This is a genomic window from Agrobacterium sp. CNPSo 3708, from assembly GCF_028674915.1.
GTDB lineage: Bacteria > Pseudomonadota > Alphaproteobacteria > Rhizobiales > Rhizobiaceae > Agrobacterium > Agrobacterium cavarae.
The window spans coordinates 61,613-74,923 of record NZ_JAQZSF010000001.1 but is presented as its reverse complement, the minus strand read 5'-3'; the positions used below and the strand labels follow the sequence as shown (position 1 = coordinate 74,923).

The 13,311-nt window shown below is 57.9% G+C and carries 14 protein-coding genes; 4 read left to right on the top strand and 10 right to left on the bottom strand.

Translation table 11 applies throughout. The annotated features are described in order from the left end of the window. Positions 1–7 precede the first annotated feature (7 nt). Positions 8–322, top strand: coding sequence for a hypothetical protein (locus PVA19_RS00330; protein ID WP_062425974.1), 315 nt, complete (start codon positions 8–10; stop codon positions 320–322). Between the two features lie 112 nt (positions 323–434). Here PVA19_RS00330 and PVA19_RS00325 read toward each other — a convergent pair whose 3' ends face one another. From PVA19_RS00325 to mutL, 6 genes are all read right to left on the bottom strand, one after another. Next, a complete protein-coding gene (locus tag PVA19_RS00325; RefSeq protein ID WP_062438578.1) occupies positions 435–932 on the bottom strand; it encodes a YciE/YciF ferroxidase family protein in 498 nt (165 codons plus the stop codon). 111 nt (positions 933–1,043) lie between these two features. Next, positions 1,044–2,201, bottom strand: a complete 1,158-nt coding sequence (locus PVA19_RS00320; protein ID WP_274100824.1) for a glutathionylspermidine synthase family protein — start codon at positions 2,199–2,201, stop codon at positions 1,044–1,046. Then, positions 2,202–2,831, bottom strand: coding sequence for a DUF1190 domain-containing protein (locus PVA19_RS00315; RefSeq protein ID WP_113178436.1), 630 nt, complete (start codon positions 2,829–2,831; stop codon positions 2,202–2,204). It lies immediately after the preceding gene. Positions 2,832–2,842: 11 nt separating this feature from the next. After that, the gene (locus PVA19_RS00310) at positions 2,843–3,244 is read right to left on the bottom strand and encodes a DUF350 domain-containing protein (protein WP_062438573.1); all 402 of its coding nucleotides are present in this window, start codon (positions 3,242–3,244) and stop codon (positions 2,843–2,845) included. A gap of 52 nt (positions 3,245–3,296) precedes the next feature. Further along, positions 3,297–3,527, bottom strand: a complete 231-nt coding sequence (locus PVA19_RS00305; protein WP_062425969.1) for a DUF2093 domain-containing protein — start codon at positions 3,525–3,527, stop codon at positions 3,297–3,299. Positions 3,528–3,601: 74 nt separating this feature from the next. Next, entirely contained in the window at positions 3,602–5,422 is a 1,821-nt protein-coding gene (gene mutL / locus PVA19_RS00300) for a DNA mismatch repair endonuclease MutL (protein ID WP_274100823.1), read from the bottom strand. Between the two features lie 339 nt (positions 5,423–5,761). On the opposite strand from mutL, the gene PVA19_RS00295 reads away from it, so the two are divergent. Both PVA19_RS00295 and PVA19_RS00290 read left to right on the top strand, forming a co-directional pair. Then, the gene (locus PVA19_RS00295) at positions 5,762–7,423 is read left to right on the top strand and encodes a response regulator (protein ID WP_062438568.1); all 1,662 of its coding nucleotides are present in this window, start codon (positions 5,762–5,764) and stop codon (positions 7,421–7,423) included. Between the two features lie 105 nt (positions 7,424–7,528). After that, positions 7,529–8,881 carry a putative bifunctional diguanylate cyclase/phosphodiesterase gene (locus PVA19_RS00290; RefSeq protein WP_062438565.1) on the top strand — a complete coding sequence of 451 codons (1,353 nt, stop codon included), beginning with the start codon at positions 7,529–7,531 and terminating at the stop codon, positions 8,879–8,881. Between the two features lie 252 nt (positions 8,882–9,133). Here the strand turns inward: PVA19_RS00290 and PVA19_RS00285 are convergent, their stop codons facing one another. Genes PVA19_RS00285 through PVA19_RS00270 form a run of 4 tightly spaced genes read right to left on the bottom strand, consistent with a single transcriptional unit; the run spans position 9,134 to position 12,358 of the window. After that, complete coding sequence (locus PVA19_RS00285) at positions 9,134–10,021, bottom strand: SMP-30/gluconolactonase/LRE family protein (protein ID WP_274100822.1); 888 nt, start codon at positions 10,019–10,021, stop codon at positions 9,134–9,136. 5 nt (positions 10,022–10,026) lie between these two features. Further along, the gene (locus tag PVA19_RS00280) at positions 10,027–10,635 is read right to left on the bottom strand and encodes a 2-dehydro-3-deoxy-6-phosphogalactonate aldolase (protein ID WP_274101071.1); all 609 of its coding nucleotides are present in this window, start codon (positions 10,633–10,635) and stop codon (positions 10,027–10,029) included. A gap of 35 nt (positions 10,636–10,670) precedes the next feature. Then, positions 10,671–11,588, bottom strand: a complete 918-nt coding sequence (locus PVA19_RS00275) for a 2-dehydro-3-deoxygalactonokinase (protein WP_274100821.1) — start codon at positions 11,586–11,588, stop codon at positions 10,671–10,673. Continuing rightward, positions 11,588–12,358, bottom strand: a complete 771-nt coding sequence (locus PVA19_RS00270) for an SDR family NAD(P)-dependent oxidoreductase (protein ID WP_274100820.1) — start codon at positions 12,356–12,358, stop codon at positions 11,588–11,590. The genes PVA19_RS00275 and PVA19_RS00270 overlap by 1 nt, the downstream gene beginning before the upstream one ends. A gap of 121 nt (positions 12,359–12,479) precedes the next feature. Between PVA19_RS00270 and PVA19_RS00265 the strand changes: the two genes are divergently transcribed. Next, positions 12,480–13,277 carry an IclR family transcriptional regulator gene (locus tag PVA19_RS00265; protein ID WP_274100819.1) on the top strand — a complete coding sequence of 266 codons (798 nt, stop codon included), beginning with the start codon at positions 12,480–12,482 and terminating at the stop codon, positions 13,275–13,277. The last annotated feature ends 34 nt before the right edge of the window (positions 13,278–13,311 follow it).

Sequence of the window (13,311 nt, the reverse complement as noted above, 5' to 3'; positions counted from 1 at the left end):
AGAGATTATGCAGCATACGAATGTGGAGAAGAAAGCATTCACCCCGCGCGAAACCCGTCAGGGCTTTAAGGGTAAGCCGGTCCTGGTTATTCTTGTCGTCAGCCTGTTTCTAGCAATGGCAGTATGGCTGGCCGCGGAAATCTGGGGTGAAAGCACTGCCCCTGCGACAACGGAGACGCCACCGCCTCCGGGTCCTGCAACGTCGAGCCAGACGGTCAATCCGGGCGCGCAGGGCAGCCAGACCTTCGATAACAACCCGCCATCCGGCGCAACGCCGCCGACGGAAGGTGTTGATCGTAACCCTTCGACACAGGCGCCGTAAGGCAACTCGCCGATCTTGACGAGAGTCGAGGTTGGTAGAGCGCAAGCAATACCCATCAACAAACAAAAAAGCCGGAGCAAATGCCCCGGCTTTTTTCATGGCTGCACCGGTGTCAGGCGGCTTTCTTGCCAGATGCGTTGAGAGACGCTGTTGCAAGCGACGACAGGTCTGCGTCGGTCTTGGTCTCTTCCTTCAACGTTGCGTCCAGCAACTGGACTGCCTGCTTGTGACCAAGCTGCTCTGCCCATGCCCTCAGCGTACCATAGCGGGCCATCTCATAATGTTCGACAGCCTGTGCCGAGGAGATGAGGCCGGCATCGAGAGCCGGGCTGCCCTTGAAGTCTTCCATGATCTCTTCGCCTTCGGCGATAATGCCCTGGATTGCTTCGCAGGTCTTTCCCTGAGCGCGCTTGCCGAGAAGTTCGAAGATCTCCTGCAGCCGCTCGATCTGGCCCTGGGTTTCTTCCTTGTGCTTCTCGAATGCGGCCTTCAGCTTGTCGCTGCTGGCCGCCCGCGCCATCTTGGGCAGCGCCTTCAAGATCTGGCGTTCTGCAAAATAGATATCCTTCAGCGTGTCATAAAAAAGATCGTCGAGCTGTTTCTCTGCCATGTGTATCTCCCAAGTGTTGGTGCTGATGATCGCACGGCACACCGAACATCAGCGCCCCTTGATGGTTCCGGAGATAGCCAGAAGAGTTAAAGGTGAGTGACATCTTCTGCGTCAATCGACGACAAGGTGAGGCACGAAGCGCGAGAGGTTGGTGGTGATACGGCTTTCGTCCTCGCGAATGCTCAGGCCGCACGCCACGTCCCCAACGATCCAGCTTCCGAGAATGGCATGGACATCGTCGACATCGAAAAGCGGCGCAAGCGCCTGCACGACGTAACCTTCAGCGCCATAGATGCCGGGGTTTTCAACAACCAGCTGCTGGTCTTCAAACAGGGAGACGCTCTCTCCCTCCCGCGAGAAAAGCGGTTTCCTGACGTAATCGGCAAGGTTTTGCGCCTGCGGATCGTCGGTGAAATAGCTCGGCAGAAGATTGGGGTGTCCTGGATGACGCTCCCACAGAAGCGGAAGGATGCCCTTATTGGAGAGAACTGACTTCCATAAAGGTTCGATGAACACGTCGCCTGCCGTTGGAAGGTGAACCGAAAAAGGCTCCTTGAACATCACTTCCCACGGATAGAGCTTGAAGCAGCGCTCGATCAAACGGTCCTGAAGGTCGGTAAAGCGGCCGGTTCGATTCACGCCGATATCGCGAATATCCATGAGTTCCACCTGATGACCGGCCTGTATGGCGCAGTCCATCAGATAGGTGGTGGTGCCGCGATCCTCTTCATTGTCCAGGAGCGTCGAAAAGTGAAAGACGCCCTCAGACGGGAACTGGCGAAACGCCTCCACGAGGCATTCCTGAAGAGAATTGAACTGATCGGCGTCGTCGGGGAGCGTGCCTGCAGCAATCTGGTCGGTCAACCAGTCGTATTGGAAATAGGCACTCTCGAATATCGAGGTCGGCGTGTCGGCATTATATTCGAGAAGCTTTGCCGGACCTTTGCCCATATAGGCAAGATCGAACCGGCCATAGAGATGCCGGTCACCCCGAAGCCAGGACTGCCTTACCGCGTCTCGCATCTCGTCTGGAATTTGAAGCTTCTCAAGCGCCTCCTCGCTGGTAACGACATCCGCCACAAGGTCCATGCACATCTCATGGAGTTCCTGCGAGGGCGCCTCGATGTCCTCTTCGATCTGCTCGTAATTGAATAGGTAAGCCGCATTGTCGACCCAGTATGGCTCGCCATACATTTCATGAAACCCGAAACCGACGGACTTTGCCTGTTCGCGCCAGTCGGGTCTTTCAGGAAGGGCGATGCGTTTCATTTAACTGCCATGATGGCTGGACGAACTCCAATGGCCAAAACCGCTCCGTGCGGTTGTTTCCGGGACGCCGTAGCTGACATTCTTCAGGAAGCGATAGGAGTTGCTGCCAGCCTGGTCGCCTTGGCTTCGCGCGACCATGGCGGTGCCCTGCCGATCCTTATAAACGGCCGAGCCGCTGCCGGAGCGAAATGAACCGCCGCTGCCGCCGCCACCGCCACCGCCGGAGCTGGCTGCGGCTTCCTCGTCTTCTTCCTGCCGCTTGCGATCCGCATAGTAATCTGAAACCGAGCGAACGTTGCGCGCCAAGTAAAATCCGGTCAGTGCTGGAATGAAGGGCGCGACATCCTGCGCTGTCCGTGGAGATCGAGTACACAGTCCGCTGCCGAAGCTGTCTTCGCAACTCGCCTGGTTGGCAAAGCGCGGCGCGTTCGCTTTGTAGTCGGTGGTCGCATCGCGAAAGGCCACATCGCAGACATCCGCGCCGATCCCGCTCATCACGCATTGCTGCGTCGACTTGAAGACGAAGGCATCGGGAGGCTGTTCGCCGCAGCCTGCGAGCGCCAGCCCCGATACCGTGATCGTTCCGAGTGCGAGAACCGGCCTTGCGTGACTTCGCATCCGTCTTTTCATGCGAAGTCTCCTCAGTAGGTCATGCAGGCAGCGTTGAGGATGCCGATGATAAGCGCGATGCCGCCGCCCCACACGCCTGCGGAAACCTCGCCTCTGCCGATCTTCTCATGAATGCCGGGCAGGCTGGCGCGCGCCACATAGAAGGCCAGGATCTGCACGACGATGCCGATGATCGACCAGATGATGAAGTCGATAATGTTGACGGAGTTTGCAGCCGCCGATGCCATCGGCAGGCCAAAGCCTGCAAGCGCTCCCAGAAATGCGATCGTGGCGGAAAGATTGCCGGAGCGTATCAGCCTCATTTCGTCATGCGGTGTCAGCCGCGTGTAGATGCCGGCAAACACCGCATAGGCAAGCAGTCCGAATGCGAAGTAGCTAAGAAATGCAGGCAGCCCCGCAACATATCCGAACATATCGGCTCTCTCACAATGACGAGTTGGACATCAAGGCTTGTGTGTTTTTGCTTCAAGCGCGCTTCTGGTTCGGTAGAGCGCCCGCCCTTTTTTCCGCCTCTACGGAGGCCGCGGCATCCGCGTAAGGCTCCTGGCGTACAACGCTCCAGTAGCGCAATTCATCAACGGGAATTTGAACGCCCGTCATGGCGCAAACCACATAGGAGCCGGTCTGGACGATACGCAGGTCGCCATCGAGATATTCGATTTTCGCTTCCCTCTGTCCACCGTCAAATCTGTTCATGCGCGTGCGTCTCCTCGGTCTTCTCATGTCTGGATGCGATCTCTATTCCTACGCAGCCTGTAATTCTAGTATCCTCAGCTTCTGCCGAAGAGCATTTCGATGTCGGTAAGCTTCAGTTCGATGTAGGTCGGACGGCCATGGTTACATTGGCCGGAGCCTGGCGTATTTTCCATTTGCCGCAGGAGGGCATTCATCTCCTCCGGCCGCATCCGCCGTCCAGAGCGGACGGAGCCATGGCAGGCCATGGTGGCGGCAACATATTCCAGCTTGCCGGACAGACTGCTTGCCGTATCCCATTCGGCGATCTCATCGGCCAGTTGCCGAACGAGCCCCTGAACATTGACCTCGCCCAGCATGGCTGGCGTTTCGCGAACCGCGACCGCGCCTGGTCCGAAACGCTCGATGGCAAACCCCATCTTGTCGAAGCCTTCCGCATGCTCCATCAACCGGTCGCAATCCTCTTCGGGAAGATCGACAATTTCAGGGATAAGCAGCACCTGCGAAGCGGGCCGTTTGGCGTGCAGCGCCTTGCGCATCTCCTCGAAGACGAGCCGCTCATGCGCGGCATGCTGATCGACGATCACCAACCCGTCCTCGGTTTGGGCAACGATGTAATTGGCATGCACCTGCGCGCGCGCTGCCCCCAGTGGATAGCGCGACGGCTCGACGGTTGTAGCGACCGACTTTTCATCCGTGTGAAAGACGTCCGACCGGGCCGTCGGCATGGTGATGTCGATAAATTGCGACTGCGCCGGTTCGCGCAGAGCCAGCCCATCCGACATTTCCAGCGGCCTGGACGGGGAGTTGGCAGGCGTCCAGGCCTGTGAGGCAAAGGGTCTGACTGTCGATGGGCTGTAGCCAGGCCGAAATGCGCTCATCATCTGCGAAGCACCCGTGGTCGCGGCACGGTCGCCCTCGCGGGAAAGGGCCTGGCGGATCGCGCCGACGATCAATCCTCGGACGAGGCCGGGATCGCGAAAGCGCACATCCGATTTCGCCGGATGCACATTGACATCCACCAGCGCCGGATCGAGCCGGAGCGACAACACCGCAACCGGGTATCGCCCATGCGGCACCGTTTCGGCGTAGGCGCCCCTGATGGCCGAGAGTAGCAGCTTGTCCTGCACCGGGCGGCCGTTGACGAACATATATTGATGCGCGGAGTTACCCCGGTTGAAGGTGGGAACGCCGGCAAAGCCGGTAAGCTCGACATCTTCTCGCACGGCATCGATCTCGATAGCATTATCCTTGAACTCGGCTCCAAGGATCTGCGCCATGCGGGCGAGATGGTCGTCCCCGGTCGATGGCAATTCCAGCGTCGAGCGATCCGTGCCCGAGAGCACGAAACGGATATGCGGGAAGGCAATCGCCATGCGTTTGACGATTTCTGTGATGGCGGCAGCCTCCGCCTTCTCGGTCTTGAGAAATTTTAACCGGGCCGGGGTGGCGAAGAACAGGTCGCGCACTTCGACGATCGTACCGGTATTGGCAGCCGCTGGTCGCACCGTCGAGACCTTGCCGCCGGTAACCGATATGATCGCGCCTTCGGTCACGCCTTGCGCGCGACTGGTGATCGTCAGCTTGGCGACCGAACCGATCGAGGGGAGGGCTTCGCCTCGAAAACCAAGCGTGCGGATATCGTCGAGTGTCGAGGAAATCTTCGAGGTACAATGCCTGCGGATCGCGAGTTCGAGGTCGGGCGTGGACATGCCGCAGCCATTGTCGGTGATGCGGACCAGGCCTTTGCCACCGCCCGCCGTGGCGATCTCGATCCGGGTCGCTCCGGCATCGATGGCGTTTTCGATGAGTTCTTTCGCGGCGCTCGATGGGCGCTCGATCACTTCACCCGCGGCGATCTGGTTGATCAGGGTTTCTGAAAGCTGCTTGATGGACATGCTGCTATTGTCGCGGATTCGAAGGCGTAACGAAAGAGAAATCGCACCTCTCCACCGAAAGCACGCTCGCTGTCTCGCCAATCCTGGATTGTTCTTTTTTCAAATTTAAGAGGTCTTTAATCCCGAAACGATATCACTGATCCTGCTTGAATGAATGATTTATTTGTCTTTTCAGGATGCTTGATAAGGACAGGACGGAAGCGCTGGGGCCGTCTTGTTTGATCCCGAAGGACTGTCGAGCATTTTGCCCGCATGTTCCCGTTATATCCAAAGCCTATTGCTATTGCAGGTTTTCAAGATGAATTGAGCGCGTTCTCGAAACGTGTGTAGGGAATTGTCATGAATGATTTAGCGCCAGACGGCGTGGCCATTCAAGCAGCGATGCTAGACGCTATTAGCGATGCAATGTCTGCAGCGATTCTCATCTATGATCGTGACGACAACCTTGTGTTTGCCAGCCACCGTCTTTTCACGCTTCTGCCGCTCGAGAAGGCAGAGGTGGCACCTGGCGCAAGACTGAAAGATGTTTTAGGCGCAATCTACGATCGCGCCGGCTTCGGCGAGGCGTCTTCGCGTGGCAACCGTGTTGATCGCGAAGAGTGGATCGCCAAGAGCCTTGCGGCTCATTGGGCGGAACGGTCCGAAACGGTGGAGCAGCGCCCTGGCGACAGATGGCTGCGTTTCACCAAGCGGCGCGTTCCTTCCGGTTTCTGCATTTGCGCCATCGCCGATATCACCGAGCAGAAAAGACGCGAGGAACATTGGCGCGCCGACATCGAACGCGTCCAGATCACCGAGGAAATCCTCGACAATCTGCCACTGTCCATCTTCGTGAAGGACAAAAACCGCATTTACTCGGCCGTCAACAAGGCTGGCTGTTCTCTGATTGAAACCTCACCGGACCTGATCCTCGGTCGCAACGTCTTCGATATTCATTCGGATGAGCTTGCGACACGCATAGACGCGATGGACAGGCAAGTGCTTGAGACCGGCGTGCCGGCCATCCTGCCGGAAATGGTCACGCTGTTGACGGGTGACGAGATCCTCGTCATCACCAGAAAGCACAGGGTCGGCAAGCCTGGTCAATATTTTCTCGTGACGACGATGGATGACGTCACAGCCTTTGCCGTGACCCAGCCGGATGGCAGGCGTATCATCCCGGGGCTGGAGCATCTGTCCTTCCTGCGCAGTTCCTACATGGATGACGAAAACCACCAGGCTTCATTGGTGATGAAGGGCCGTCGCGTCCTTCTCGTCATGCCGAATGCCGAGGCGGGCCAAGCGGCCTGCAAGCGATTGTCGACGATCGGTGTGGATTGCGCGGTCGCCGTCGGCCTCCAGGAGCAGGAAGCCTTTTTGAGCCTCTCCGCATCCATGGGTGTCAAGATCGACCTCGTTGTGGTTGACGTGCAATTGCCGCTCGAATGTCTGGACCTGCCGACGACATTCGGCATCGGCGTGATGATGGCGGATGAGTTCGAGATCGGCAGTTCGCTGGTCAATATGCTGACACATCATTTTCGCTCGCTTGAAAACACGCAGCAGGGCAGGGGCAAGGACGACGATTGGGTCGTTATCAACAGCGATGACGAATCGCTCAACCGACCAAGGCTCGATGTTCTCGTCGTCGAGGACAACAAGATCAACCAGATCGTTTTTTCGCAGATACTGGAAGGTCTTCAGATCGAGTACAGGCTGGCGCAATCCGGCAACGAAGCGCTGGCGCTCTTCCAGTCGGAAAAGCCGTCGGTCGTGCTCCTGGATACCACGCTACCGGATATCGATGGCTTTGAGGTTGCTAGACAAATCCGCAGGCTGGAATCCTCGACGGGCGAAAGAACACCTTTGATCGGCGTCGTTCCTTTGGCTTTCGAGGGAGATCAGCGTGCCTGCCTCAATGCCGGCATGGATGAAATGTTGCTCAAACCAATTAGTCCGGATATAATCGATATGTTGCTGAAGCGTTTTCTGCCGCGTTTCTCTCACAGCCTTCATGGATGACCGCACACATGTTCGTGGTGGTGGGATCTCGTATTCGCGGCGATATTCTTTGTTAATTGCGGGCCACCGATAATAGCGACCACCACAGGCCCACAGGATATGTGAATGAACCCGCCCGCGCCGACTCTTCCGCTCATCAGCCAGCATGAATTGCAGGCGATGGCGTATAGCGATCCGCTCACGGGGCTCGGCAACAAGTATCGACTGCGTGACAAGATAAAGCTGCTGGCGGCTGAACGGGCCGCCGATCCCGCACCGTTTGCTGTCGGCATTGTCAATATTGACGGATTCAAGCCCATCAACGACCTGTTCGGCGCGCATGCCGGAGACGAAATTCTCTGCCAGGTGGCGCATCGCTTGAAGGCTTGCATGATGGATGGCTCGATCGTCACGCGCCACGATGGCGATGAGTTCGCCTTCATCCTGCCGCTTATTTTCGAGCGCAGCGGTGCAGAGCGCATCGGGCAGATGATCAAGGATGTGTTGTCGGCACCCTACGATCTTGGCGATCGCAACGTGCGCCTGTCTTCCTCATTCGGCTTTGCCATCCATCCCTTCGCGGGAGAGGAGTTCGAGGACTTGATGAAGAGTGCGGAAACCGCGCTCTATCGCTCGAAACGTCGCGGACGCGGCCAGATCACCGTCTACTCCCGCGAGATCGCCCAGGAGATGAAGCGTGCCACGCAACTGGAGCAGGCACTTCGAAACGCGATCATCAGCGACACCATCGACGTACACTTCCAGCCGATTGTCAGGCTGGCCGATAGCACGGTGATCGGTTTCGAAGCATTGGCGCGATGGCACGATCCGGATCTCGGTTTCGTGCCGCCGGATGTATTCGTGCCTTTGGCGGAGGAGCGTGGGTTTATCGACGCGCTATCCGAGACCCTGCTGCGAAAGGCCGCCGAAACCGCGTTGTCTTGGCCGCGCGAACTCTTTCTCTCCTTCAATCTCTCGTCCGCTCAATTGATGGACCCATCGACAGCGGCCAATATTCTTTCCAGTCTGCGTCGCGTCGGCCTCGACCCCCGGCGCCTGGAGCTCGAAATTACAGAGACGGCGGTCATGAGTTCGGCGGATACTGCGCAGCGCATTATCTCGGAGCTTCAGCATGCGGGCGTGCGCATCTCTCTGGATGATTTCGGAACCGGACAATCCAGCCTGGGCCGCTTGCGCGACTTCACCTTCGACAAGGTCAAGATCGACCGTGCCTTCGTTTCCCGCATCAGTACCGACCGCCCCTCGGAGCACATCATCAAGGCGATCGTCGCCATGTGCGATGGTCTCGACCTCGAGGTCGTCGCCGAGGGGATCGAAGATGGCAGCGAGGCCGAAAAGTTGCGAGGGCTCGGTTGCGCCATGGGGCAGGGATATTTCTACGGACGCCCGGCAGATGCCGCCTCTACTCGCCGCTACCTGCACGACAGCTATCGCGTAGCCAGCGCAGATCTGAACTGATCTGATGGTTCTAGGGGCGAGGGGTCTTTGACGACCGCCTTCGCACCCACTTCGTCTTTGCCGTATCGCGCGAAGCTGATTTCTAAAAGCATTTTCTTATAATCTGAGGACGCCATTAATGTACATGGCGCCCTTTTGAAGCGCGTCGCGGTCTTTCAGATCGCTCCGGACGCTTTAAGTTCCTGTTTTGTCGCATGTCGGCACCGCAAAACCGCTACACGCTTTTGCGCGACATGCTTGAGTTCGCAAACCTTACAGCTTGTAAATACCGTCGAGCCTGCCCTTGACGGTAATGCCGAGATCGAATGTGGCGCCGTGCATTGGGTTGGCCTTGATCTCGTCGTCTTCCAGTCCTTCGCATGCGGACGTCACCAGCAGGCGGTCCGCCGAAGCGGCGAAGAAGGCCGGGCAGGTCGTTTTAGATGCCGGAAGCTCGTAATGGTCGGTGTGCCGGCCGGTTGGATCATAGCGATCGACAGCACCTTCGCCCCAGCGTGCGTTCCAGATGTTGCCCTCGGCATCGCAGACCGCACCATCGATGCCGCCTTCATCCTCGGATCGATCGAGGAAGATGCTCGGAGTGCCGGTCGGAAGTCCGGTTGCGGGGTCGAGCGCCACTTTCATCAACCGGTTCACATTGGTGTCGACAAAGTAGGCCGTCGCGCCATCCGGCGAAAAGCAGATGGCGTTCGGAATGCTGATCGCGTCGAAAAGCGTCGTTACGACGCCCTTGGCGACGTGATAGATCGCCCCTGCGCCATCCTCGGCCTTTTTGCCCATGGTGCCGATCCAGAGCGCGCCGCTTTGATGCACTCTGCCATCATTCGACCGGTTGCCGGGCTTGTTGGGCTCGAAATCGACATGCAGCGAAAGTTCGCCCGTGGAGCGGTTGCGGATGAAGAGGCCATCTTCCGTTCCCAGCAACTGCTGCTCCGCATCGATGGCGGCGACCACGCTTGCCATGAAGGGCAGGGACGTAACGGTCTTCTCGCCCGATGCCGGGTCGAGTTCATGCAACTCCTTGCCGATAATGTTCAGCCAGCCGATCCGCTTGGAGATCGGATCGAAGCTTGGTCCTTCACCCAGCATCAATTGCGTGCTGTCGAGAACCTTCCCCTGAAACGGATGATTGGTCGCCATATATCTTATCCTCCCACTGCCACGTCATAAGCCTCGATGGTGATCTCTGCCCGCTCGCGGGCCTCGCTTGCACTCATACCAGGCTTGTAGAGACTTGTTCCCAGGCCAAACGCCTTGATACCGACACTCGTATAATCGGAGAAGTTCTTGTCCGACACACCGCCGACCGCTGCGACCAGCGTGTCCTTCGGCAAAATAGCGCGAATGGCATTGATGCCCGACGGCCCTAGCACACTTGCGGGGAAGAATTTGAGGCCGGTCGCACCGGCTTTCAATGCGAGCAAGGCCTCGGTCGGCGTGAGAACACCCGGCATCGTCACCATGCCTTTGTCGCGCGCCGCCGTGATCACGTCGGTATCTACATTCGGGCTGACCATCAGTTTTCCACCGGCGCTATCCAGCCGTGCCACGTCATCGACGGTCAGGACTGTACCGGCACCGATCAGTGCATCGGCAGGCGCAAGCTTGGCTGCGGTTTCGATGGAGCGGAACGCATCCGGCGAGTTCAAGGGGATCTCGATGGCGCGAAGGCCGCTTTCAAGCAGGGCGACAACAACGCCCTCGGTCTCTTCAGGACGAATGCCGCGCAAAATGGCAACGAGCGGGTATTTCATTTCGGGAAAGGGAACGTACACGGGCTTGAAACTCCTCAGTGCCAGATGGATGTCGCAGCGGCAATCAGCCCCCGGCGAACCGCATCATCGGCGTCAATGGTGATAAAGTCGATGGAAAGAGCGTGGAACGCGGCCTTGTAAAGTTCACCCAGACCGCCCGAGGCGATCAGGATGACAGAGGAATCACGCGGTGCACTGGCATGCGCACCGGCAATTTCCAAGCCGATCAGCGTTCCGGAGAGTTTGGCTTTCGCATCCGTCGCAGAAAGACCATGCAGCAATTGCCCGGAACGCAAGGTGAAGAAGCGGTTCGTCGCCATTTGCGGATTGTTGTAAATGTCGATCACCGCATTGCTGAACGCGGGAAGATCGCCGCTGAAGGGCTCTGCGTCCGCCATGGCGTGGGACAGGATCGTGTGCTTCGAGACGACATCGAAAATCTCGCCGGTCATGAAGGTCGAAAATTGCGTGACGTTGAGATCCCTGACGCGAACCCATTTCGAATGGGTGCCGGGCATGCAGACGAGCGGGGCGCCGGTGCGATGATCGGTCGATAGCGCTCCGAGAAGTTGGGTTTCCTCGCCGCGCATCACATCCGGCATACCTTCTGCCCTTTGTGCGAGACCGGGAAGAATGCGGATATCGCTCTTCTGATCCGGAACGCGGGTCGCACGATCCATGACTTCGGAAAGATTGGCGGGCACATCCACATAGCCTGCCTCGATCCAGCCCTGCCGTGCCCCTGCCATGCCGCAAACAATCACGGGCAGGCCTTCCGGCGCGGAGATGGCTGCAAGATGCGATGCCAGAACCTCGGCAAAGCCCGTGTGCATCGCCGTCGTCATCCCTTCGGAACTACGGCGCTCGGTAAGAACATCGCCCGACCGACTCAAAAGCCACAGGCGAAAGCTCGTCGTACCCCAGTCTACGGCAACGAATGCAGCATCTGACATTATAGAAGACCTCCATCGATAATCATTGTTTGTGCGGTCATGGCGGCGGAGGCATCCGAAGCCAGAAAGAGGCAGGGACCAACGAGGTCCTCACCGGTCAAAGTCCGCTTGAGGCACTGTCGGTTGATGGTATGGGTGATGGACTCGTCGGTGAGCCAGAGATCCTTCTGTCGCTCGGTCACGATCATCCCGGGCAGGATGGCGTTGACGCGGATGTTTTCGGGCCCAAGCCTTCCTGCAAGGCTCTTCGTCAATCCGATAATGCCCGCCTTGGCCGCCGTATAGGCAGGTAGCTCGCCCATATTGAGCAGATAGGAAATCGACGAGAAATTGATAATGGAGGCGCCCTGTTCTTTTCTCAGATAGGGGAGGGCGGCTTGCGTGACGAAGAAGACCTGCTTCAGATTGACGGCCTGGTTCGCATCCCAATAGTCGCTGGTGACGGTGTCGATATCGTGTCTGTCGTCCCAGGCGGCGTTGTTGATCAGAACTCTGATCCCACCGAGCGCGTCCCCTGCCGATTTCACGGCCTCCGCAAGTTCAGCCTGGTTCCTCAAATCTGCCTTGAAGAAAAGTGGTGCAGTGCTGGCTCCCGGCGAAAGCTTGTCGACAAGTGCTTCGCTTGCGCGCACATCGATATCGATGAAAGCGACCTTTGCGCCAATACGGACGAATGCCTCCACTAGGGACGCACCGATACCGGATCCGCCTCCGGTGATTAGAACGCCTCTGTTGGAAAATTCTGGTGACGGGTTGAAATGGCTGTTCATGACGACATCAACATAGAGGTTGAAAGTTCCAATATTTGGAACTAAGTTTTATTAAATGGAATAATCGCCCTCTGTTGCTGGCTATGTCAAGCGCAGGCGTGCGGTCTTCGGAGAAAATCTGGTGCCCACCTCTCGTGACGATGGAAACAAAGACAGTTCGACCGGCACGCTCGGCAAAGCCATCTCCGTTCTCGAGATGGTGGTGATGGCGCCAGAGCCGCCCCGTTTTACCGAGATCCTGAAAAAAACCGGCCAGCCCCGTGGGACACTGCACAGGCAACTGTCCCATCTGGTGGAAGAGGGTCTTCTCGAGCAAAACGTCGATCAATCCTATAGTGCCGGGATCAGGCTGCTGAAATTCGCTGCCAAAGCCTGGAGCGGGAGCGATCTGCGCTCGGTAGCAGCGCCTCACTTGCGTGCCTTGCATGAAGAGACCGGCGAATCCGTCCATCTTGGCGTCATTCGCGGCTCCGAAATCATCTATCTCGACAAGATCGACGGTAAGCACGCGGTGCGGATGTATTCGCAGATCGGCCGCACCTCGCCGCTCTATTGCACCGGCGTCGGCAAGGCGGCCTTGTCACTCTTTGCGCATGACGAGTTGCTCGAAACCGTCAAGGCACTGTCGCTGAAGTCTTTCACGCCAAACACGATCATCAGCGTACCGGCCCTGCTGAAGGAGATCGAGACAATACGCGAGCACGGCTATGGCTTCGATCTTGAAGAGCATGAGCAAGGAATCCAGTGCATCGCGGTCCCGATCGAGACGAACAGGCCGGGGCTCTATGCTGCGATCTCCGTGACCGGCCCGGCGTACCGGTTGACGAGGGAGCGACTGGAAAGCTGGGCTCCGCTCGTCAAAGAGATTGCGAGACGTATTTCCGCTGACGCGGCACTTCGGCTTGCACCCACCCCCTGAGGTAGAATTTTGCTCGTCTCCACAACGGCTTACA